This is a genomic window from Microbacterium sp. NPDC080005 (genome assembly GCF_040702445.1).
GTDB classification, from domain to species: domain Bacteria; phylum Actinomycetota; class Actinomycetes; order Actinomycetales; family Microbacteriaceae; genus Microbacterium; species Microbacterium oleivorans_D.
Genome location: NZ_JBFBLD010000002.1, coordinates 1,152,386 through 1,173,782 on the forward strand (window position 1 = coordinate 1,152,386; position 21,397 = coordinate 1,173,782).

Consider the following 21,397-nt stretch of genomic DNA (forward strand, 5'->3'; position numbering starts at 1 on the left):
CGCCCGGTGACCGGAGGGTGAACGGAGCGTGTCGGGCGGGGGAGGCATCCGTCTGCGAGCATGTCGGCATGACGGATTACGAAACCATCGTCACCGAGACGCGCGGGCGCGTCGGGTGGATCACGCTCAACCGGCCCGAGGCGCTGAACGCCCTGAATGCGCAGGTCATGCACGATGTGGTGGATGCCGCGGAGGCCTACGACGCGGATGCCGGGATCGGCGCCATCGTCGTGACCGGCAATGAGCGGGCGTTCGCGGCGGGTGCGGACATCAAGGAGATGGAGGCTCTCACCGGGAGCGAGATGCTGCTCGCAAACCACTTCGGGAAGTGGTCGAGGTTCGCGGCGGTGCGGACGCCGACCATCGCCGCGGTGGCGGGTTATGCGCTCGGCGGAGGGTGCGAGTTGGCGATGATGTGCGACATCATCCTCGCGGCCGACTCCGCACGGTTCGGGCAGCCGGAGATCAACCTCGGTGTCATCCCGGGCCTCGGTGGCACGCAGCGTCTCGTGCGGGCGATCGGATCGTTCAAGGCGGCGGAGCTGGTGCTGACGGGTCGCCAGATCACGGCGGAGGAAGCCGACCGGGCGGGGCTCGTGTCTCGCGTGGTCGCCGCGGCTGACCTGCGCGAGGAGGCGCAGCGGATGGCGGAGACGATCGCGTCCAAGCCGCTGCCGGCGCTGTACGCGGCAACGGCGGCGCTGGATGTCGCCCTGGAGTCGACGCTCGCGGAGGGGTTGCGGTTCGAGCGGCAGGCGTTCGCGGGCCTGTTCGACACCGCCGACCAGAAGGAGGGCATGGCGGCCTTCCGGGAGAAGCGGGCGCCGGAGTTCGGGCACCGGTGAGCGCGGTGCGACTGGTGCGTTCGGACGGCCTCGCCGCGGCGCCGTACGCGTATGCGTCGCGAGTCGAATCGGGAACGGAGCTGATTTTCCTCGCGGGGGCGTGTCCGCTCGCGGATGACGGGTCGACGGTCGCCGTCGGTGATGTGGCGGGTCAAGCGCGACGGTGCGTCGCGAACATGCTCGTCGCGTTGGATGCCGCCGGTGCGGACCTGGAGGACGTCGCCTCGACGCGGATCCTCGTCGCTTCGTCGGAGCGTCGGGATCTCGTGGCGGCCTGGGACGTCGTGAGCACTGCGTTCGGAGAGCACGATGTGCCGAGCACGCTGATGGGTGTCACCGTCCTGGGCTATGAGGACCAGTTGGTGGAAGTCGAGGTCGTCGCGGCGGTGCGTCGTGGGTGATCGGCGGGTTCTGGTGGTCGATCACGAGCCGCCGAGCCGGCCGCCGTTGCAGGTGGTCGTGGGCGAGCGGGTGCAGGACCGCCAGGGTCGCTAGATAGTCCTCCGCGACGTCCTCCCCGCGCGCCGGCGGACGCGCGTCTGCCGCGTCGTTCTCCACAGCCCTCATCTGCTCGGTCCGGCGTCGGTACCGTCGTGCGGCATGACTCCGCTTCCTCTTCCGATCCGTCTCACGATCTTCGTGATCGTCGGCGCGGAGGCGGGCTTCATCGCCTCCCTTCAGGCCGCGAAGACCTGGCTGTCCGTCGGGTTCTCCCTCCAGGTGATGATCATCGGCGGACCCATCGGCGTGCTGATGGGCGTCGGCCTCTCCGCGGCGATCTTCGTTGCGGTCCACGCCATCCTCGGAGGGCCACGTGCTCGGAGCCGCACCGCCGCAGCTGGTGCCATCCTGCTGGCGGTTCTGGTGTCCGCGGGGTCCTGGCGCGTCCCGCATGTCGACGAGTGGGACCTGCCGCTGCAGCTGTCCCTCGCGTTCCTCGGTCTCCTCGGTTCGTCCATCGAAGTCGCCTTCACCCGGGCGGAAAGCAGGCGTGCGGACGTGCGGCATCCGCCTCGGGCCCGACCGTAGACTCGAGAGCGATGCCGAGGAGGAGTCAATGAAGATCGTCGTCCTGCTGAAAGAAGTGCCGGACACCTGGGGTGATCGCACGCTCGACCTCGAGACCGGGCTCGCGGCGCGCGACGCCTCCGAGCGCGTCCTGGATGAGATCGGGGAGCGTGCCCTCGAGGCTGCTCTCACCTACTCCGAGGCCCACGAGGGCACCGAGGTCGTCGTCATGACGATGGCGTCCGATGCGGCTGCCGCCTCCCTTCGCAAGGGACTCGCGATGGGCGCCCACTCCGCGGTGCAGATCACCGACGACGCGCTGCGCGGCGCCGACCTCGGTGTCACGGCCCGTGTCCTCGCCGCGGCGCTGCGCCGCACGGGGTTCGACCTCGTCATCACCGGCAACCTCTCCACCGACGGTGCCGGCGGGGTCCTCCCCGCGATGATCGCCGAGCACCTCGGTGTCCCGCAGGCGACAGCGCTCTCAGCCGTCGAGATCGGCGGGGATGCCGTGAGCGGCACACGCGCCACCGACTTCGGCACCGCCTCGGTGACCGCACCGCTCCCGGCCGTCATCTCCATCACCGAAGCGCTCCCCGACGCCCGCTTCGCGAACTTCAAGGGGATCATGGCGGCGAAGAAGAAGCCCTTCGAGACGCTCTCGCTCGCCGATCTCGATGTCGACGTGGACCCGGCATCCGCTCCCCAGTCGATCATGACGGCGGTCACGCAGAAGCCGCCCCGCCAGGCGGGCACGAAGATCGTCGACGAGGGGGATGCCGGTGAGAAGCTCGCCGCGTTCCTCATCGAGAACCGGCTGGCATGAGGACCGAGGAGAACATCGTGACCGACTTCGCCCCCGACGCCATCCTCGTCTGGCTGGACGTGACCCCCGCCGGTGAGCTCGCGGCCTCGGCCGCCGGACTCCTCGGCGCCGCCGCATCGATCGGCACCCCCGTCGCCGTCATCGTCGCCGACGAATCCCGCCACGCCGACCTCGCAGCGGCGGCGGGTGCCCTCGGCGCGCCGACCGTCCTCACGGCGGGCCTGGGTGGTGCCGACACCGCGCTGACCGTGCCCGTCGTCGATGCGGTGGCTGCGGCATCCGCCCTCGTGCAGCCCGACGCCGTCCTCGTCTCGAACTCGATCGAAGGACGGGATGTCGCGGGTCGGCTCGCGGCGCGCACCTCGGCAGCGCTCTGCGCCGACGTCGTCGGCGTCTCGCGCGACGACGAGGGTGTGCTCGCGCATCACTCCGTCTACGGAGGTGCCTACAACGTCACCGCTGCCGCGACCTACGGCCCGCTCGTCGTGGCCGTGCGCCAGGGAGCGATCGACGCGCGCGCGATCGCCGTCGACGCCCCCGCCGTCGTACCCCTCGAGGTCACCGCGTCGGGTGCTCCCGCCGCCACCATCACCGCGTTCGATGAGGCGGTCGCGGCGTCGAGCCGACCGGAACTCCGCGGAGCGGCCAAGGTCGTCTCGGGCGGACGAGGCCTCGGCTCCGCTGACCAGTTTGCCCTCGTCGAGCAGCTCGCCGATGTACTCGGCGCGGCCGTGGGAGCTTCGCGGACCGCGGTCGACGCGGGCTACGTGCCCTACTCGTACCAGGTCGGACAGACCGGAGTCTCGGTGTCGCCGCAGCTGTATGTCGCTCTCGGCATCTCGGGAGCGATCCAGCACAAGGCGGGCATGCAGACGGCGAAGACGATCGTCGCGGTGAACAAAGATGGAGACGCACCGATCTTCGACATCGCCGACTTCGGTGTCGTCGGGGACCTGTTCACCGTCGTGCCGCAGCTGATCGCGGCGCTCGAGGCGGGGAAGAAGTAGGAGCGGATGGCGACATACGCGCGTTCCGTGCGTCGGGGACTCCCGCGCGCCTCCGGCGGCGACCCCTGGCCACCTGCGGGGGCGGCTTCGGTCGCCGACGCAGCCGCGGCACCGGTCGCCGACGAGGCCGCGGAGACTCCGACCGCCGACGTGGTGACGCCGCGCACCGAGCCCGCCGCGACACCGTCGGCCGAGTCCGCGACGCCCGCTCCCGCCTCGACGACGGCGGGGGATGCCGTGGCCTCGCACCCCGCCTCCACCCCCGCGCCCGCGACACGACGCGGACTGCCGCGAACCCCCGGCGGCGAGCCCTGGCCCCCCGCATCCACCGGTCCGGCGCGGGCCGAGAGCGCGGCGTCGGCGGAGCATCGCCCGGACCCGGAGGTGGCGACCCCGGCGGCGGCATCAGTGCCCCAGTCCGCCGACCCGGGGGCACCGACCCGCGTCAGCGCGCCCGTCGCCGCATCCATCCCCCCGACCGGCGCGGTCCGCCGAGGCCTTCCGCGCGCCGCCGGCGGAGACGCCTGGCCCCCCGCCGAGACCACGCCCGCCCCGCGTGCCGCGCCCCCTCTTCGCGAGACTGCACGTGTCGGCCCAGACGACGATCTCGCGCCGCAGTCTCGGGGTGGGAGTGCAGTCTCGGCGTCCTCGGAGCCCGAGCCCACGCCCGCGTCGGCGCCCGCCACCCCGGCCCCGGCGGCGACCGCCGCCACTCCGGAGGCCTCGCGGCCACCGCTGGCCGAGCGTCCGCTCGCTCACGCCGGTGTCGCTCGTCGCCCGGCGCCTCGCCCCGAGCCTGCACGCATCGGCCCGTTCACGAAGCTCCAATGGGCAGGCGTCGTGGTCCTGGGTGGCGGCGCCCTGCTCTACGCCGCCGCGATGGCGGTGCTCGCCGTGCGCTGGATCCTCAGTCTCGACCCGCTGCAGGACTTCCTCGCGACCTACCCCGGCGAGTACCACCTGCCCGAGGGGGCGCCCGTGGGCTTCCCCGCCTGGTTGAACTGGTCGCACTTCCTCAACGCGTTCTTCATGGTGCTGATCATCCGGACCGGACTGCAGGTCCGGTCCGAGAAGCGCCCGGCCGCGATGTGGATCTCGAAGAAGGACCGCAAGCGCCGCATGAGCCTCACGCTCTGGCTGCACCAGGCCCTCGACATCCTGTGGCTCGCCAACGGCCTGATCTTCGTGGTCCTGCTCTTCGTGAGCGGACAGTGGGTGCGGGTGATCCCGACCTCCTGGGAGGTGTTCCCGAACGCGCTGTCAGCCGCCCTGCAGTACGTGTCGCTGGACTGGCCGACCGAGAACGGCTGGGTGAACTACAACGCGCTTCAGCAGCTCGCCTACTTCACGACCATCTTCATCGCCGCTCCCGTCGCCGCGATCACCGGCTACCGGATGAGTGCGATGTGGCCGAAGCAGGCGGCGAGGCTCAACCAGCTGTACCCCGTCGAGTGGGCCCGCAAGCTGCACTTCCCGACGATGCTCTTCTTCGTGGCCTTCATCGTCGTCCACGTCGCCCTCGTGCTGTCGACCGGGGCGCTCCGCAACCTAAACCACATGTACGCGGCGCAGGGATCGACCGACCCCGACGCCTACGCCGACAACTGGACCGGGTTCTGGCTCTTCACCCTGTCCACCGCGGTGATCGTCGCCGCGTACGTCGCGATGCGTCCTCTCGTCGTTGCTCCCGTCGCCCGCCTGTTCGGCGAGGTCAAGAGCCGCTAGGAAAAGTCCGACGGCGCGGCATCCGAAACGGGATGCCGCGCCGTCGAGTCTCGCGCTCGTGCGTCAGCGCACGAAGCGGACTTCCGTCAGCGTTTCGCCGAGGAAGGGTTCGGTGTGGCTCGCCCCGTCGAGGGTGAACCCGTTGCGGGTGTAGAACCGGTGCGCGCGGGGGTTGTCCTCGGCGACCCACAGGTACAGCTCGGTCTCGTCCTCCGGGACGACCGCATCGAACAGGCGCTGGCCGATGCCGGTGCCGTGCCATGCGTCGAGCAGGTAGATGAAGTAGAGCTCCCGGGTGCGCGGAGCGTCGCGGTCACGCGCCGGACCGGACCCGGCGAAGCCCACGATCTCGCCGTTCACGAGAGCGGCGACCATGCGGAAGTCGGGCCCCTGCTGCGCCCAGTGGGTCCACAGCTCGGCGAGGCGGCGGGCGGACACCTTCTCGAGCGCGGCCTTGCTGATGAGGTGGTCGTAGGTCTCGTGCCAGCACGTCGCGTGCACGCGACCGAGCGCCTCGGCATCCACATCGCGAACGGGACGGACGACGGTGTCGGTCTGCAGTTCGGGGTCCATGGCGAGACTCTACGCACGGGCCGTCGGATCGTGAAATCGACAGGGGAGGGCCTGCTCCGGCCGCGCCGCGACTGTCGGAGTGCGACAACGGATGCCGCACTGTGCGCGTGACCATGACTAGGCTCGCCGCTCGTGAACGTATGGTGGCGGACCCTTCTGACTCTGATGCGCGCGCGGGTCCTGTACCGCCGCCGCGGCCCCCTCCCGCCCGACACCGTGGGCCGGATCCGACTGCGGACCCTGCCGACCGACATCGATCTGCTCGGACACATGAACAACGGCCGATACGCCTCGCTGTTCGACCTCGGGCGCTTCGACCTCCTCACCCGGACCGGCATCTGGCAGACGATGAACGAGCGCGGCTGGTACGGCGTGGTCGCCAGTGAGACGGTGACGTTCCGGAAGTCCTTGCAGCTGTGGCAGCGGTTCACCGTCGAGACCCGCATCATCGGTCACGACGACAAGTCGGTCTTCCAGATGCACCGCGCGGTCGTGAAGGGCGAGGTCTACGCCGAGATGGTCCTGCGCGTCCGCTTCCTGCGCAAGACCGGCGGCATCGTGCCGCTCGAGGAGCTGTTCGACGCCCTTCACCGGCCCGACACCCTGCCCGAGATCCCGCAGTGGATCCACGACTGGGCTGCCGCATCCGCCCTTCCCTCGACCCGCGCCGAGGCACCCAGCATCTGGCCCTAGCGTGTCCCGCCCCGGCGGCCGGAGGCGCGCATAGGCTGAGCGTCATGTCGGACAGCTCTGTCGCGCCACAAGCGCCCTCCTCCGACCTCGCCGAGCGGGCCATCGCCCTCGCGGAGCGCTGGGTCGCCGAATCCGCCGAGGTCACCGTCGACCCGTCGGCCGAGCGTCTTGCGGGGGTGTTGAAAGACCCGAACGGCCTGCCGTTCACCCTCGGCTTCGTCGACGGCGTGATGCGGCCGGAATCGCTCACGGCCGCCGCCACCAACCTGCAGCGCGTCGCACCGCTCGCCCCGGCGTTCCTGCCGTGGTACTTGCGTGCGGCCGTCCGCACCGGCGGCGTCGTCGCGCCCGTGCTCCCGAGCCCGGTCGTCCCCATCGCCCGGCGCGTCCTGCGGGAGATGGTGGGCCATCTCATCGTCGACGCCCGACCCGACAAGCTCGGACCCGCGCTGCAGACACTCCGCGAATCGGGTGCCCGGCTCAACCTCAACCTGCTCGGCGAAGCGGTGCTCGGTGAGGCCGAAGCCCTCCGGCGGCTGGAGGGCATTCACGAACTCGTCCGTCGCGACGACGTCGATTACGTCTCGGTCAAGGTCTCCGCGATCGCGAGTCACCTCTCGATGTGGGCGTTCGACGAGATCGTCGACCGAGTCGTCGAACGACTGCGGCCGCTGTACCTGTCGGCGGCGGAGGACGGCACCTTCCTCAACCTCGACATGGAGGAGTACCGCGACCTCGACCTGACGATGGCCGTCTTCATGCGGGTTCTCGACGACCCGCGGCTCAAGAACCTCGAGGCCGGCATCGTCCTCCAGGCCTACCTGCCCGACGCGCTTCCGGCGCTGCAGACCCTGACCGCGTGGGCGCGCGACCGGGTGGCGGCCGGCGGCGCCCGCATCAAGATCCGTCTCGTCAAGGGCGCCAACCTCGCGATGGAGCACGTCGACGCGGTCATGCACGACTGGGCCGCCGCGCCGTACGACACCAAGCTCGACACCGACGCGAACTACGTGCGCTGTCTCGAGGAGGCACTGCGCCCCGAGAACACCGAGGCCGTGCGGATCGGAGTCGCCGGCCACAACCTCTTCCACATCGCCTACGCCTGGCTGCTGGCGGGCGAGCGCGGAGTGCAGCGCGACGTCGAAGTCGAGATGCTGCTCGGCATGGCGCAGGGACAGGTGCAGGCGGTCGCCCGCGAAGTGGGTCACGTCCTGCTCTACGTGCCCGTCGTCCGTCCCGACGAGTTCGACGTCGCCATCAGCTACCTCGTGCGCCGCCTCGAAGAGAACGCGTCGAGCGAGAATTTCCTCTCCGCCGCGTTCGATCTCGCGTACGACCGGGCCATGTTCGTGCGGGAACGCGACCGGTTCGCCGCTTCCGTCGCGCGCGCAGCGGATCGCTCCCTCCTGTCCGGGCCGCGTCGCCGCCAGGACAGGACGGCAGCCGAGGTCGAGGCGAGCGCGGTGACGACGGATGCCGCCTCGCTGCACACCGCGCAGCCCCCCGTCTCGGACGACACCGCCCTCACGCAGGTCGTCCTCGGGATCGCGGCGAAGGACGCGCGCCCGGACGAGACGCAGCCGGCGGATCTGCCGCGGCGCTTCGGCGGTGACGCGTTCGTCGAGACCGCCGTGTTCTCGCCGCGCGAGAGCGTCGCTGCCACCGGCGCCCCCGGCTTCCACAACACCGCCGACACCGACCCCGCGCTGCCCGCGAACCGCGCGTGGGCCCGCGAGATCCTCGGCCGCGTCGCTTCGTCGACGGCGGGGGATGCCGCGATCGCGGCGGCCCGTATCAGCACCGAGCCCGAGCTCGACGCCGTGCTCGCCCGGGTCGGAGCCGCCGCCGATGCGTGGGGGTCGCTGCCCGCTGCCGACCGCGCCGACGTCCTTCTGCGGGCGGCGGGCGCGCTCGAGCGGCGCCGGGGCGAACTCATCGAGGTCGCGGCATCCGAGACGGGCAAGACGCTCGCCGAGGCGGACGTCGAGGTGAGCGAGGCGGTCGACTTCGCGCGCTACTACGCCGCGACCGCCCGCGAGCTCGACCGCGTGAGCGGTGCCGTCTTCGTGCCCGACCGCGTGACTGTCGTCACCCCGCCGTGGAACTTCCCGGTCGCGATCCCCGCCGGTGGAGCGCTCGCGGCCCTCGCCGCAGGGTCGGGGGTCGTCTTCAAGCCCGCACCGCAGGCGCGACGGTGCGCCGCGGTCGTCGCCGAGGCGATCTGGGAAGGGCTCGACGGCGCAGGTGTCGACCGCGACATCCTCTCCCTCGTCGACCTCGACGAAGGCGGCCTCGGCAAGCAGCTCATCACGCACCCCACCGTGGACCGTGTGGTCCTCACGGGGTCGTTCGAAACGGCAGCACTGTTCCGTTCGTGGCGTCCGGACCTCGCGATGCAGGCCGAGACCAGCGGCAAGAACGCGATGATCGTCATGCCCTCGGCCGACCTCGACCTCGCGGCATCCGATCTCGTCCGTTCGGCGTTCGGCCACGCGGGGCAGAAGTGCTCCGCCGCATCCCTCGCCATCCTGGTCGGTCCCGTCGCCCGCTCGCAGCGGTTCTCACGGCAGTTGATGGATGCTGCGACCTCGCTGCGCGTGGGAGCGCCCGAGGATCCGCTGACCGAGGTCGGCCCGCTCGTCGAGTCGCCGTCCGGCAAGCTCGCCTGGGCGCTGACGACCCTCGATGAGGACGAGCGATGGCTCGTCGAGCCCAGGGAGTTGCCGCACCAGCGCTACGGCGGCCGGCTGTGGACCCCCGGCATCCGCACCGGGGTGAAGCCCGGCTCGCGGATGCACCTCGAGGAATTCTTCGGTCCCGTCCTGGGGGTCATGCACGCGCGGTCGCTCGAGCATGCGATCGAGCTGCAGAACGCCGTGGACTACGGCCTCACCGCAGGGCTGTACACGCAGAACCCCGACGACCTCGCGCTGTGGCTCGACCGCGTCGAGGCGGGCAACCTCTACGTCAATCGCGGCACGACCGGGGCCATCGTGCAGCGGCAGCCGTTCGGCGGCTGGAAGCGGTCCTCCGTCGGTGGCGGGGCGAAGGCGGGCGGGCCGAACCACCTCATCGGGCTCGGATCCTGGCGGCCCACGTCGGGGGCAGCTGCATCGTCGACCCTCCACCTGAAGGGGCTCGACTCCGGGATCGCGGACGTCATCGAGGCGGCTCAGCCCGCGCTCGGATACGAGGCCTTCGAGTGGCTGCGCCGCGCCGCGCTGTCGGACGCCGTCGCGTGGGACCGCACGTTCGGCAGGGTCGTGGACGTCTCGCACCTGGGGGTCGAGCGGAACCTGTTCCGTTACCGTCCGGCGAGTGTCGAGATCCGATCGACGACGGATGCCGCGCCGCAGGCGCTCGTGCGCGCGATCATCGCCGCCGTCCGCGCTCGGTCGACGTTCACGGTGAGCACGCCGGCGGGCCTTCCCGCCTCGGTACGGCAGGCGCTCGGCGCCCTCGAGGTGCCGGTGTTCGTCGAGTCGGACGAGGACTGGGTCGCGCGGATGTCGGCGCCGCGCACCGAGGACGTGCCGGCGCGTGCCGACCGCGTGCGGCTGGTCGGGCCCCCTTCGCGGGCACGCGAGGTGCGCACCGCGCTCACCGCGGCGATCTCGGGCGACCCTGACCTCGCCGTCTACGCCGACGAGGTGACACAGGCGGGTCGGATCGAGCTCCTGCCGTTCCTGCGCGAACAGTCCATCACCATCACGGCGCATCGCTTCGGCAACCCCGATCCTTGGAGCGAATCGATCATCTGACCGCGCAGTGGAGCGGTCGATGCCGAGCGTATTTATCCATCCGGCGAAGAAAACAACTTATCTTTCTAGCGCGAAGGTGCCGGCGGTTGGTCTAATTGCTGAGCGTGCTTCTGGGGAGCGCGCAAGAGAACACTTCGGGGGGAGTGTCGCCCCGGATCGAGGACGTGCGTCCTCGGCCCGGGGCATCTCGCTGTCCGGAGCCGGTCAGGCGTACCGGGGCAGGCGGAGCGGGGCGTCCGGGTCGGCGTCGTCCCGGGGGATCATGAAGGCGTTCACGAGTGCTCGCACCGTGAGACCGAGCAGCGTCCATTCGCCCTCGGGCGCACCGTCCCGTCCCGACAACCGATAGGTCGGGTGCGGGATGCGCTCGAGTGAACGGATCGCGAAGCCCTCGGCCATCGCCGCCATCGCCTCGGCGAAGTCCTCGATCGTCAGTCCGTCGCGCACCCGCATGCCGTACGCGTCGATGACGTGCTGATACAGCTCCGTGAAGGCCTCGATGGACTCGCGGTGGCGGTCATGGCTGGCATCGGTAAGTTCGGGCCACGAATCGGCCGCCGTCCGGAGCGCGAGCGCCACCCGGAACGACTGGGCCTCGAGCAGGTCGGTCGGATCTTCGGTGGACAGCTCGGCGGCTCGCATGTGCTGCAGGGCCGCCTGCCGGATGATCTCCTCGCCGGACGCCCCCTCGCCGATCAGCTCCTCGACCTGGGCCCGCATCGCGTCGGCGGGGCCGGCCACCCGCATCCGCATCATGGCGACGGCGAGCTCGCGGTGATAGTCGGCCTGGTCGCTCCAGAGTCGGTACGCCGCCCCGGTCGTGAGTCCCGCGCGACGGAGGACGTCCTGCAGTCGGATGTGCTGGACGCCTGCGCTGACCCCACGCTCGAGGAGCATCTGCATGCCGGTGCGCAGCAGGAGGGTCTTCGTCTGTTCACCCGTGCGTCTGGCCATGCTCTGCATCCTGTCATTCATCGGCATCGTCCTGCGGCGCCTGTCCACCGTCATCCAGAGGGATCGACCTGGCATGATGGATGCCGGCGTGCCCGATTCGTCGGCTTCTGCAAGCTCCGTCGGGCCTCTGGACAGCGTCCGCCGCCCCGGGGACGAGGAGCGAGAATGACGACGCAGAACGACACGGCGCCCACGCGGATCGCTCAGCGCCGCCGCTACCTGATGTGCCGACCGGACTACTTCACGGTGTCGTACAGCATCAATCCGTGGATGGAGCCGGCGAACCCCACCGACACGGCGAAGGCCGTGCGTCAGTGGCAGACGCTGTACGACGCGTACATCGCCCTCGGACACGAGGTGCAACTCATCGAGCCCGTGCCCGGGCTGCCCGACATGGTCTACACCGCGAACGGCGGATTCATCGTGGACGGGCGGGCGCTGGGCGTCCGCTTCCGTGTCGACGAGCGTCGCGGCGAGGAGCGGCCGTTCATGGACTGGTTCGCCGCTCACGGCTTCGAGGTCGTCGAGCCCGTCGAGGTGCAGGAGGGTGAAGGCGATTTCCTCCTGGTCGGCGACACGATCCTCGCGGGCACCGGATTCCGGTCGGTCGGGGACAGCCACCGCGAGCTCGGCGAGGTCTTCGGGCGCGAGGTGGTGTCCCTCCGCCTCGTCGATCCGCGGTTCTACCACCTGGACACGGCCATCACCGTCCTGGATCCGGTCGAAGGCCCCGCTGGGGTCGAGCGGGCGAACATCGCCTATCTGCCGTCCGCCTTCGACGAGGCGTCGCAGCGGGTGCTGGCCGAGCGCTACCCCGACGCCATCCACGTGTCGGATGCCGACGGTGCCGTGTTCGGGCTGAACGCGGCCAGCGACGGGCTCCATGTCTTCGTCTCGCCCCGGGCGGCCGGCTTCGCCGCGCAGCTCGAGGAGCGCGGCTACGTCCCCGTGCCCATCGACCTGTCCGAGCTGCTGCTCGGCGGCGGTGGCATCAAGTGCTGCACGCTCGAACTGCGCGGAGGTGCGCGATGACCGATGTCCGTCCCCAGGCTCCGTCAGCGGATCTGATCGCCGCCGAAGAGGCGCACGTGGCGCACAACTATCATCCGCTTCCCGTGGTGGTCGCCGAGGGCGAGGGATCGTGGGTGACCGACGTCGAGGGGCGCCGCTACCTCGACCTGCTGTCGGCGTACTCGGCCCTGAACTTCGGGCACCGGCATCCGGCCCTCATCGCTGCGGCGACCGAGCAGCTGGGGCGCCTGACCCTCACCAGCCGCGCGTTCCACAACGACCGGCTCGGAGCCTTCGCCGACGCGCTCGCCGGGTTGGCCGGCAAGGACATGGTCCTCCCGATGAACACGGGTGCGGAAGCGGTCGAGACGGGGATCAAGCTCGCGCGGGCGTGGGCGTACCGCGTGAAGGGGGTGCCCGAGGGCGCCGCGAAGATCGTCGTCGCGGCCGGCAACTTCCACGGCCGGACGACGACGATCGTAGGCTTCAGCGACGACCCGCAGGCCCGCGACGGGTTCGGCCCGTTCGCCCCCGGTTTCGAGATCGTGCCGTACGGGGATGCCGCGGCTTTGACTGCCGCGATCGACGAGAGCACCGCCGCGGTGCTGATCGAGCCCATCCAGGGCGAGGCAGGCGTCGTCATCCCGCCGGACGGCTACCTCCGTGCCGTCCGGGAGGCCTGCACGGCGGCGAACGTGCTGTTCATCGCGGACGAGATCCAATCCGGCCTCGGGCGGGTCGGGACGACGTTCGCGTGCGAGCGGGAAGGGGTCGTGCCCGATCTGTACCTGCTCGGCAAGGCGCTCGGCGGCGGCATCCTGCCGGTGTCGGCCGTCGTCGGGGATCGTGAGGTGCTCGGCGTCATCCACCCGGGCGAGCACGGCTCGACCTTCGGCGGCAACCCGCTCGCAGCGGCCGTGGGACTCGCGGTCGTCGAGCTGCTCGAGTCGGGCGACCTTCAGCGGCGAGCGCTGTCGCTCGGCGACCACCTGCGCTCGCGGCTCGAACCCCTGATCGGGGTCGGAGTCACGGCGATCCGGGTGGCGGGCCTCTGGGCCGGCGTCGACATCGACCCGGCGGTCGGCACCGGCCGGGAGGTCGCTGAGCGCCTGCTCGCGCGGGGCGTCCTGGTCAAGGACACGCACGGCCAGACCATCCGGATGGCACCGCCCCTCGTCATCCGCGCCACCGAGATCGACTGGGCCGTCGAGCAGTTGCGCCTGGCACTGCGGGACTGACCCGCGGGGCGAAACACTCCGGCAACACCGCCCGGATTAGGCTCATCGCATGGGTGACTTGTTCGACGGATACGGCTCCACGCTGGCGCCGCGCAAGACGCCCTCCGGCGTCCCCGCGTTCGACGAGATGTTCGCGGCGGTGGCGCATCCGGGCGAGGCTGCGCAGTCCCGCGGGACGTACCGCGAGCTGTACCAGGCGCTCGCGCAGATGACGCAGGAGGAGCTGCGCGGACGCACCGAATCGCTGGCGAGCTCCTACCTCGCGCAGGGTGTCACATTCGACTTCGCGGGCGAGGAACGACCCTTCCCGCTCGACGCCGTCCCCCGCGTGATCGCCTACGACGAGTGGTCGCGCATCGAGAAGGGCGTCCAGCAGCGCGTCCGTGCGCTCGAGGCGTTCCTCGACGACGCGTACGGCCACCAGCACGTCGTCCGCGACGGGGTGCTGCCGGCCAAGCTGATCGCGTCGTCGCAGTACTTCTACCGGCAGGCCGCCGGCATCCGCTCGGCCAACGGCGTCCGCATCCAGGTGGCCGGCATCGACCTCATCCGCGACGAGCACGGCGAGATGCGCGTCCTCGAGGACAACGTCCGCGTGCCCTCGGGCGTGAGCTACGTCATCTCCAACCGGCGCGTGATGGCGCAGACCCTCCCGGAGCTCTTCGTCTCGATGCGGGTCCGGCCCGTCGGCGATTACCCGAACAAGCTGCTGCAGGCGCTGCGCAACTCCGCGCCTCCGGGGGTCGACGACCCGAACGTGGTCGTCCTCACCCCCGGCGTCTACAACTCCGCCTACTTCGAGCACACGCTGCTCGCGCGACTCATGGGTGTCGAGCTCGTCGAAGGTCGCGACCTCGTCTGTCAGGGCGGCAAGGTCTTCATGCGCACGACGCGCGGTCCCCGTCGGGTCGACGTCATCTACCGCCGCGTCGACGACGACTTCCTCGACCCGCTGCAGTTCCGTGCCGACTCGATGCTCGGCGCTCCCGGGCTCATGCTGGCCGCGCGCCTCGGCAACGTCACGATCGCCAACGCGGTCGGCAACGGGGTCGCCGACGACAAGCTGCTCTACACGTACGTCCCCGACCTCATCCGGTACTACCTCGCCGAGGAGCCCATCCTCAAGAACGTCGACACGTGGCGACTCGAGGACCCGGGGGCCCTCGAGGAGGTGCTCGACCGGCTCGACGAACTCGTCGTCAAGCCGGTCGACGGCTCGGGCGGCAAGGGCCTCGTCGTCGGTCCCGACGCGAGCCCCGTCGAGCTCGACGCACTGCGCACCAAGCTCCTCGCCGACCCGCGCGGCTGGATCGCGCAGCCCGTCGTGATGCTGTCGACCATCCCGACCCTGGTGGACGACGGGATGCGGCCGCGCCACGCAGACCTGCGTCCCTTCGCCGTCAACAACGGGGACGAGGTGTGGGTGCTGCCCGGCGGCCTCACGCGCGTGGCCCTTCCGGAGGGGCAGCTCGTCGTCAACTCCAGCCAGGGCGGCGGCTCGAAGGACACCTGGATCGTCGGCGGCGACGCGCCGAACCGCGGCGAGTACGGGCAGTCGACCTCGCTCGCCGGGCTCGTCGCCGAGCAGGCCACGGCGACCTCCGCGATCCCGATCATCTACGACGCACAGGACGAGCCGACCCACTCGCCGCAGGACCGGCCGCGCACCACGGCCGAGCAGCAGGAACAGCAGCAGCAGGGGCGCGACACGGCGGGAGGCGAGGGCGCATGCTGAGCCGCATCGCCGAGAGTCTGTTCTGGATCGGACGCTACATCGAACGGTCGGACGGCACCGCCCGCATCCTCGACGTCCACCTGCAGCTCCTGCTCGAGGACCCCTGGATCGACGAGGACACCGCCTGCCGGTCGCTCATGGGCGTCATGGGCACCACGCCGCCCGCCGGCGCCGAGGTCGTCACCCGCGGCGACGTGCTCACGCACCTCGCCGTCGACCGCACCAACCCGTCCTCCATCGCCTACTCCCTCCAGGCGGCGCGCGAGAACGCCCGTCGCGCGCGCGAGATCGTCTCGACGGAGCTGTGGGAGACCCTCAACACCACGTACTCGCGGATGCCGCGCCGCCTCAACGACGAGAAGACCCACGAGTTCTTCCAGTGGGTCCGGGAGCGCGCCGCCCTCGCCGTCGGTGTGACGGACAACTCCACGAGCCACGACGAGTCCTGGCAGTTCTTCACCCTCGGGCGCGCGATCGAGCGGACCGACATGACGGCGCGGATGCTGGCGACGAGGTCCCTGACCGAGGCATCCGGTCCGTCCTGGACCACCATCCTGCGTTCGTGCGGCGCCTACGAGGCCTACCTGCGCACCTACCGGGGGATGCCGAGCTCTCAGAACGCGGCGGAGTTCCTCCTGCTCGACCGGCTGTTCCCTCGGTCGATCATCCACTCGATCCGCACCGCCGAGCAGTGCATGAGCGCGATCGACCCCGTCGCCGACCGGGTGGGGCACTCGAACTCCGTGCTGCGGGCACTCGGACGCATCCGCAACGAACTCGAGTACCGCCCCATCGAAGAGGTGCTCGCCGAGCTCCCCGCGCACATGCAGAGCGTGCAGTCGGTCACCCGCGAGGCGTCCGAGGCCATCCGGGCGCGCTTCTTCCCCACCCAGGCCGAACCCAGCTGGATCGGAGAGACCTCATGAAGCGGCTGCGCATCGAGCACACGACGGGCTTCGACTACCCGGGCGAGGTCGGAGCGTCGTACAACGAGGCGCGGATGCTGCCGACGACCAGCGACAGCCAGTTCGTCCTCAGCGCGCAGCTCGACATCGATCCCTCGACGAACGTGAACTACTACGTCGACTACTTCGGCACCCGGGTCGCGGCCTTCGACGTGCTCGCGAAGCACTCCGCGCTGCACATCACCGCGCGCTCGCTCGTGGAGGTGCGGGCACGGCCTTTGACCCACCCCGACGTGTCGTGGGAGGCGCTCTCGCGGGACGCGCAGCGGTCGATCGGCACGGTCGAGATGCTGTCGCAGACCCGGCGGACCGACCCTCATCCCGAGGTCGCCGCCCTCGCCTCGGGCATCGCCGCGCAGCACGACAATCCCTCGCTCGCCGCCCTCGCGATCGCGACGGCGGTCGGCGAGGCCGTCGAGTACGTGCCCGGGGCGACCGAGGTCCAGTCGACCGGCGCCGAGGCGTGGGTCGAGCGCAAGGGCGTCTGCCAGGACATGGCCCACATCGCCCTCGGTGCGCTGCGCTCGGTCGGCATCCCCGCGCGGTACGTCTCGGGCTACCTGCACCCGAATCCCACCGCCGAGGTGGGTGTGCCGGTCGTGGGTGAATCGCACGCGTGGATCGAGTGGTACGCCGGGTCGTGGCACGGCTTCGACCCGACCAACGACGCCGAGATCGGCGACCGGCACGTGACGGTGGGGCGTGGCCGCGACTACAACGACGTTCCGCCGCTGCGGGGCGTCTACGCGGGCCCGTTCAAGAGCCGGCTCGAGGTCCAGGTCCTCATCACGCGCGAGGCCTGACGTCCGGAGCGCGGATCAGGCCGGGGAGTCGTCGGGGTCGAGCGTCTTGAGGGTGTCCTCTTCGACGGCGTTGTCGGCGTCGAGCTGCTGCTCTGTCGTCTCGTCGCCGCCGGTGGGGTCGTCCTGCTCGGGAGTGGAGGATGCATCGCTCATGGCCGCGACGGTACGCGCGGCGAGCGGCGGCATCCGACCCCTTGACATCACCGCGCACCGGGGTGGTGGGGGAGTCGGGGCCCGGACTTCCCCCGAAGCCACCGGGCCCCGAGCCGACGAGTCGAAGCCTGACCCGTCGGTTCCCCCACACGTCAATCTATGGGGCCGCCGCCGGGTGCAACGGCGTGCCCCGGAGGTCGTCGGGGGCGTCCGTACCGGGAAGTGCCTGGCTGTGCCGGGCCAAGAGGGGCGGGCGCCGCTGAGTGCACAGGTCGGATCGCCGTGGGGCTTTCATCCGAATGAGTGACTGATTCGAGGCCGCCGCACCGGACGGCCACGCGCGGCGTCGATCCGTGACAGGCTCGATGGGCCTACGAACCCGGAAAGCAGCCCTCCGATGACCCTCTCGACGCGCCACGATCCGTCTGCGCCAGCCTCGGTGCGGGCGCCTCTCCTCCTGCTCGGGACGACGCGGGCATCGCTCGTGTTCGTCATCACCGTCTTCGTCGCGACGGTCATCCAGGTGCTCGCGACCCCCACCATCGCGCTGTGGGAAGCCCCCGACCTGGAATGGCCGCTGCCGACGTCCATACCGGTGACCTACGGCCTCCTGATCGCCGGGTGCGCTCTGCAGGCGGCATCGCTGACGATGTTCTCGCGTCGGCCGGGCACGACCGTCACGGTCGTCGTCGCCCTGCATCTCGCGCTCGCGGCGGGTCTCGGCGTGCCGACGTGGGTCGTGGGGATGCACATCGTCATCGCCGGTGCGCTCTTCCTCGTCGCCACCCGCGTCTCGACGGCACGCGTGGCCGCGTTGTGCTCAGCCGTCGTGGTCGTGGAGTCGGCGGTGCTGCTCTGGTTCGCGCTCGGCTCGGGCGAATCGGTCACGGTCGGGATCGGCTGGGTCGCCGCGCACGTCGTCTCCCTCGCCGCGCCTGCCGTCGCGGGCACGGCCCTGGGCGTCTGGTGGGCGACGAAGACCCGCCGGATGCAGCAGGCGCGCGAGGAGGCGGAGCTCGCGACCCAGGAGCACGCGGAGCGTGTGGCCGCGGCGCAGGAGCGGGAGCGGGCTCGCATCGCGCAGGAACTGCACGACGTCGCCGGGCAGCACCTCGCCGGGCTCATCACCCTGACCGACGCCGCCCTGAGTGTCGCGCCGACCCGTGCGGACGAGGCGCTCGCGCTGCTCCAGGACGTCCGCGACGAGGGCCGGTTCGCTGCCGCGGGTCTGGCCGGGGCGCTTGCCGATCTGCGTGCGGGCGGTGTGGCCCCGTCCGGCACGACGCGGGACGTGCGCAGACTCGCCGAGCTCGTCGAGTTCTGGCGCGAACGGGGTGCGAGCGTCGAGGCCACGGTCCGCGGTGACGTCGACTCGCTGCCCGCCGTGGTCTCGACCACCGCTTTCCGGTGCGTGCAGGAGGCCCTGACGAACGCGGCCAAGCATGCTCCTCGGGCTCCCGTCCGCATCGAGATCATCCGCGACACGAGGCGCCTCAGCGGGACGGTCGCGAACGCGGCGCCGGGTGCCCTCGAGCAGCGGCGTGCGGTCGGCCTGGGATGGGGTCTGAGCGGCATGCGCGAGCGCGTCGAGATCCTCGGCGGGACGTTCACGGCCGGAGCGGATGCCGGCGGTGGCTGGACGCTCGGATTCGAGATCCCCGTCGCCTCGACCGGGACGGAGCGACCGTGAGCGAGGTCAGGACTCCCATCCGAGTGCTCATCGCGGACGACAACCGGTCGGTCCGCAAGGGGCTGCGCCTCCAGTTGGAGGCGGCCGGCGGCATCCGTGTCGTCGGGGAGGTCGCGAACGGCGTGGATGCGGTGCGAGTGGCGCGCACCGAGGCGGTGGACGTCGTGCTGATGGACATGCAGATGCCCGGTCTGAACGGCGCGGATGCGACACGGGAGCTGCTGCAGGACGGCGGCCCTGCTCCGGCGGTGATCGTGATGACGAGCTTCGCCGTAGACGGGTACATCACGGACGCGATCGACGCCGGCGCCGTCGGGTACCTGTTGAAGAGCTACGACGCGGACCAGCTCGTCGGCGCCGTCTTCGCCGCCGCGCGCGGTGAAGCCGTCGTGTCCACTCGCGCGATCACCCCGGTGCTGCGCGAGTTCGTCCGCCGCCGCGGACCGAAGCCCGACCTCGACGTGCTCGGGTCCCTCAGCCCCGCGGAGCGGCGGGTCGTCGCGATGCTCGCGTCGGGGGTCACCGCGAACGAGGCGATCGCGGCCGCGCTGCACGTCTCGGTCCACACCGTCCGGACGCAGCTCCAGTCGGCGCTGCGCAAGACCGGCCTCGCGGACCGGACGCAGCTCGCGCTCTGGGGTGCCCGCCACCGCCTCGACGAGGAGGCGGCCCGCCCCGTCTCGTGACCGGTGGGCCGCCTCAGACGGCGCGGAACGACCCCGGGTCGAGGTGCACGCGGCGGGGCTGCCCGTCAGCGTCGATCGTGACGGATCGCGCACGGCGGTCGAGGTTCGCGGCGAGGATCGTGGTCTTCGACCCGCGCCGGCCGAGCGCCCACACGAGTCCGTCCGGGCTCTCCCCCCACAGCAGCTCGCCGCCCGTCTCGGCGGCCAGCGCGCGGACGGCCGCCGCGACCGGCAGGTCGCCGCCGTCGGACGAGCGGATGCCGCGGGGCCCCCACTCCTCGAAGTAGGCGAGCGATGCGACCCCGGGCACGGCGAGGGCCGCGGCGCTCGCGACGGTCCAGGCGGCGAGTTCGGGCGCGCTCTGCCGCTCGTCGGGGGCTCCGGTCAGGTGCGCTCCGTACCCCTCGGACAGGTCGGTCGCAGGCGAGGTCGGTGCGGGTCGCGTCGCGACGTTGTTGAACCGCGGCCGCAGCGAGACCGGGCCGAAGTGCACGGGCAGAGAACCCGCCGACGCGACGGTCTGCAACGCGATGAGCCGCTGAATCGCGACCGACTCGACGAGCTGCTCGGTGCCGGTCGCGTGGAACAGCGGGGTGACGGTCGTCGCCACGCCGTCGAGGTCGGTCGGCAGGCGGTGGCGCTCCCGATTCAGTTCGGTGAAGTGCGACCGGGAGCCGCCGATCACCGGCGCTGTCACACCGACACGGTCGAGCGCGGCGCGCAGCGCGGCGATGGTCGCGGCATCCGACACGTGGGCCGCGGCACCGGATGCGGCGAAGGCGCCCACCCGTCGAACGTCGAGCCCTCGCAGGGCGGCGGCTGCGGCATCACGTTCTGCGGTGTGCTCGATCCCGACGAACCGGACGTCCACGGGCGCGCCCGACGTCGTCGCGCGGGCGAGGGCAGCCCGCCAGGACGGTGCGCGCAGGTCGAGCTCGACGAGCACGCCGTCTGCGAGGGGCTCGACCACTGGGGCGGGATCGGGTGCCGTCGCCGCCCCGAGGACGATCTCGGGGAACGCACCCCCGGGTCGGAGGGTGATGGTGTCGGATGCCGGCGGTGCGGGCGCGAGCTCGCCGGCGACGGACACCGTGACGGACTGCCGCACCCGCTCGCCCCTGCTCATGCGGTACGGGAACGGCAGGTCGAGCGGACGGCTGTAGGTCTTGAACGAGGCGTCCGTCCAGTTGCGCTGGTCCTCCATCTCGAACACGTCGCCCTCGAAGGCGAGGTCGAGCGTCGCGCCGTCGATCGGCCAGGTCAGGCCCATGATGTCGCGCACCGGCTGGTGCGGACTGATCTTGCGAGGGAACACACCTCGTGTGAGGGCGCCGTTCGGATGCCGCACCTCGACCGTCGTCCCGGCGAGGGTGGGCGGGTGCAGGACGACGAGACCGGTCCGGTTCGTCGCGAACTCCGCCGCCGATTCCAGGTCGAGCAGGACGCGCAGCTGCGACGGACGCGCCTCGACCCGCACGACGCCCGCGAACGCGGATCCGAGGCCGACCGAGCGCACGTGCAGCATCAGGGACTCGTCGCGCGCGTGCACCCGGTCCACGACGAGGTCCGCCGTCTCCCAGTCGGCATCGCGGACGACGGCGCGGATGCTGCGCAGCACCACCCGGCCGTCGACGGCGATGTCGGCGAACTCGTCCCCGCGCAGCTCGAGCGACCAGCGGCCGCTGCGCCACTGCATCCCCTCGGTCCACCAGGTCATGACGGGT

19 protein-coding genes are annotated in these 21,397 nt (G+C 71.2%); 15 read left to right on the top strand and 4 right to left on the bottom strand.

The genetic code is table 11. The features are described from left to right. Positions 1-68: 68 nt before the first annotated feature. The 6 genes from AB0259_RS12390 to AB0259_RS12415 all read left to right on the top strand — a co-directional run bounded on the left by AB0259_RS12390 (position 69) and on the right by AB0259_RS12415 (position 5,411). Complete coding sequence (locus AB0259_RS12390; protein WP_366222868.1) at positions 69-845, top strand: enoyl-CoA hydratase-related protein; 777 nt, start codon at positions 69-71, stop codon at positions 843-845. Beyond that, positions 842-1,246, top strand: a complete 405-nt coding sequence (locus tag AB0259_RS12395) for a RidA family protein (protein WP_366222869.1) — start codon at positions 842-844, stop codon at positions 1,244-1,246. Before AB0259_RS12390 ends, AB0259_RS12395 begins: the two co-directional genes overlap by 4 nt. Before the next feature lie 199 nt (positions 1,247-1,445). Beyond that, complete coding sequence (locus tag AB0259_RS12400; RefSeq protein ID WP_366222870.1) at positions 1,446-1,874, top strand: hypothetical protein; 429 nt, start codon at positions 1,446-1,448, stop codon at positions 1,872-1,874. Between the two features lie 28 nt (positions 1,875-1,902). Then, a complete protein-coding gene (locus tag AB0259_RS12405; RefSeq protein WP_366222871.1) occupies positions 1,903-2,679 on the top strand; it encodes an electron transfer flavoprotein subunit beta/FixA family protein in 777 nt (258 codons plus the stop codon). A gap of 17 nt (positions 2,680-2,696) precedes the next feature. Beyond that, complete coding sequence (locus AB0259_RS12410) at positions 2,697-3,686, top strand: electron transfer flavoprotein subunit alpha/FixB family protein (RefSeq protein ID WP_366222872.1); 990 nt, start codon at positions 2,697-2,699, stop codon at positions 3,684-3,686. A 6-nt stretch (positions 3,687-3,692) separates the two neighbouring features. Continuing rightward, entirely contained in the window at positions 3,693-5,411 is a 1,719-nt protein-coding gene (locus AB0259_RS12415) for a cytochrome b/b6 domain-containing protein (RefSeq protein ID WP_366222873.1), read from the top strand. Between the two features lie 63 nt (positions 5,412-5,474). On the opposite strand, the gene AB0259_RS12420 is transcribed toward AB0259_RS12415, so the two are convergent. Continuing rightward, positions 5,475-5,984, bottom strand: coding sequence for a GNAT family N-acetyltransferase (locus AB0259_RS12420; RefSeq protein ID WP_366222874.1), 510 nt, complete (start codon positions 5,982-5,984; stop codon positions 5,475-5,477). A gap of 132 nt (positions 5,985-6,116) precedes the next feature. Here AB0259_RS12420 and AB0259_RS12425 point away from each other — a divergent pair, with 132 nt between their 5' ends. Together AB0259_RS12425 and AB0259_RS12430 are read left to right on the top strand one after the other, a co-directional pair. After that, on the top strand, positions 6,117-6,677 hold the full coding sequence (locus AB0259_RS12425; protein WP_366222875.1) for an acyl-CoA thioesterase: 561 nt from the start codon (positions 6,117-6,119) through the stop codon (positions 6,675-6,677). Positions 6,678-6,721: 44 nt separating this feature from the next. Continuing rightward, the gene (locus AB0259_RS12430; RefSeq protein WP_366222876.1) at positions 6,722-10,438 is read left to right on the top strand and encodes a bifunctional proline dehydrogenase/L-glutamate gamma-semialdehyde dehydrogenase; all 3,717 of its coding nucleotides are present in this window, start codon (positions 6,722-6,724) and stop codon (positions 10,436-10,438) included. Between the two features lie 204 nt (positions 10,439-10,642). On the opposite strand, the gene AB0259_RS12435 is transcribed toward AB0259_RS12430, so the two are convergent. Beyond that, complete coding sequence (locus AB0259_RS12435; protein WP_366222877.1) at positions 10,643-11,392, bottom strand: hypothetical protein; 750 nt, start codon at positions 11,390-11,392, stop codon at positions 10,643-10,645. Positions 11,393-11,557: 165 nt separating this feature from the next. On the opposite strand from AB0259_RS12435, the gene ddaH reads away from it, so the two are divergent. Genes ddaH through AB0259_RS12460 form a run of 5 tightly spaced genes read left to right on the top strand, consistent with a single transcriptional unit; the run spans position 11,558 to position 17,144 of the window. Then, positions 11,558-12,424 carry a dimethylargininase gene (ddaH, locus tag AB0259_RS12440; RefSeq protein WP_366222878.1) on the top strand — a complete coding sequence of 289 codons (867 nt, stop codon included), beginning with the start codon at positions 11,558-11,560 and terminating at the stop codon, positions 12,422-12,424. Then, positions 12,421-13,641 (top strand): ornithine--oxo-acid transaminase, encoded by a 1,221-nt coding sequence (gene rocD, locus AB0259_RS12445; protein ID WP_366222879.1) that lies wholly within the window; start codon positions 12,421-12,423, stop codon positions 13,639-13,641. The genes ddaH and rocD overlap by 4 nt, the downstream gene beginning before the upstream one ends. Before the next feature lie 49 nt (positions 13,642-13,690). Next, a complete protein-coding gene (locus AB0259_RS12450) occupies positions 13,691-15,376 on the top strand; it encodes a circularly permuted type 2 ATP-grasp protein (RefSeq protein ID WP_366222880.1) in 1,686 nt (561 codons plus the stop codon). Further along, positions 15,370-16,302: an alpha-E domain-containing protein gene (locus AB0259_RS12455; RefSeq protein WP_251581664.1), complete on the top strand. Its 933-nt coding sequence runs from the start codon at positions 15,370-15,372 to the stop codon at positions 16,300-16,302. The genes AB0259_RS12450 and AB0259_RS12455 overlap by 7 nt, the downstream gene beginning before the upstream one ends. Further along, positions 16,299-17,144, top strand: a complete 846-nt coding sequence (locus AB0259_RS12460) for a transglutaminase family protein (protein WP_366222881.1) — start codon at positions 16,299-16,301, stop codon at positions 17,142-17,144. Before AB0259_RS12455 ends, AB0259_RS12460 begins: the two co-directional genes overlap by 4 nt. Positions 17,145-17,159: 15 nt before the next feature. Here the strand turns inward: AB0259_RS12460 and AB0259_RS12465 are convergent, their stop codons facing one another. Next, entirely contained in the window at positions 17,160-17,297 is a 138-nt protein-coding gene (locus tag AB0259_RS12465) for a hypothetical protein (RefSeq protein WP_366222882.1), read from the bottom strand. A 397-nt stretch (positions 17,298-17,694) separates the two neighbouring features. Here AB0259_RS12465 and AB0259_RS12470 point away from each other — a divergent pair, with 397 nt between their 5' ends. Next, the gene (locus AB0259_RS12470) at positions 17,695-18,987 is read left to right on the top strand and encodes a histidine kinase (RefSeq protein WP_366222883.1); all 1,293 of its coding nucleotides are present in this window, start codon (positions 17,695-17,697) and stop codon (positions 18,985-18,987) included. Further along, positions 18,984-19,673: a response regulator transcription factor gene (locus AB0259_RS12475; protein ID WP_251581672.1), complete on the top strand. Its 690-nt coding sequence runs from the start codon at positions 18,984-18,986 to the stop codon at positions 19,671-19,673. The genes AB0259_RS12470 and AB0259_RS12475 overlap by 4 nt, the downstream gene beginning before the upstream one ends. Before the next feature lie 13 nt (positions 19,674-19,686). On the opposite strand, the gene AB0259_RS12480 is transcribed toward AB0259_RS12475, so the two are convergent. Further along, positions 19,687-21,390 carry a hypothetical protein gene (locus AB0259_RS12480; protein WP_366222884.1) on the bottom strand — a complete coding sequence of 568 codons (1,704 nt, stop codon included), beginning with the start codon at positions 21,388-21,390 and terminating at the stop codon, positions 19,687-19,689. Between the last annotated feature and the right edge of the window lie 7 nt (positions 21,391-21,397).

Bases quoted from the DNA above. Each gene is read 5' to 3' on its own strand.
- AB0259_RS12390 (WP_366222868.1), top strand. From the start codon at position 69: ATGACGGATTACGAAACCATCGTCACCGAGACGCGCGGGCGCGTCGGG.
- AB0259_RS12400 (WP_366222870.1), top strand. From the start codon at position 1,446: ATGACTCCGCTTCCTCTTCCGATCCGTCTCACGATCTTCGTGATCGTC.
- AB0259_RS12405 (WP_366222871.1), top strand. From the start codon at position 1,903: ATGAAGATCGTCGTCCTGCTGAAAGAAGTGCCGGACACCTGGGGTGAT.
- AB0259_RS12415 (WP_366222873.1), top strand. From the start codon at position 3,693: ATGGCGACATACGCGCGTTCCGTGCGTCGGGGACTCCCGCGCGCCTCC.
- AB0259_RS12420 (WP_366222874.1), bottom strand. From the start codon at position 5,984: ATGGACCCCGAACTGCAGACCGACACCGTCGTCCGTCCCGTTCGCGAT.
- AB0259_RS12430 (WP_366222876.1), top strand. From the start codon at position 6,722: ATGTCGGACAGCTCTGTCGCGCCACAAGCGCCCTCCTCCGACCTCGCC.
- AB0259_RS12435 (WP_366222877.1), bottom strand. From the start codon at position 11,392: ATGGCCAGACGCACGGGTGAACAGACGAAGACCCTCCTGCTGCGCACC.
- ddaH (WP_366222878.1), top strand. From the start codon at position 11,558: ATGACGACGCAGAACGACACGGCGCCCACGCGGATCGCTCAGCGCCGC.
- rocD (WP_366222879.1), top strand. From the start codon at position 12,421: ATGACCGATGTCCGTCCCCAGGCTCCGTCAGCGGATCTGATCGCCGCC.
- AB0259_RS12450 (WP_366222880.1), top strand. From the start codon at position 13,691: ATGGGTGACTTGTTCGACGGATACGGCTCCACGCTGGCGCCGCGCAAG.
- AB0259_RS12455 (WP_251581664.1), top strand. From the start codon at position 15,370: ATGCTGAGCCGCATCGCCGAGAGTCTGTTCTGGATCGGACGCTACATC.
- AB0259_RS12460 (WP_366222881.1), top strand. From the start codon at position 16,299: ATGAAGCGGCTGCGCATCGAGCACACGACGGGCTTCGACTACCCGGGC.
- AB0259_RS12465 (WP_366222882.1), bottom strand. From the start codon at position 17,297: ATGAGCGATGCATCCTCCACTCCCGAGCAGGACGACCCCACCGGCGGC.
- AB0259_RS12470 (WP_366222883.1), top strand. From the start codon at position 17,695: ATGACCCTCTCGACGCGCCACGATCCGTCTGCGCCAGCCTCGGTGCGG.
- AB0259_RS12480 (WP_366222884.1), bottom strand. From the start codon at position 21,390: ATGACCTGGTGGACCGAGGGGATGCAGTGGCGCAGCGGCCGCTGGTCG.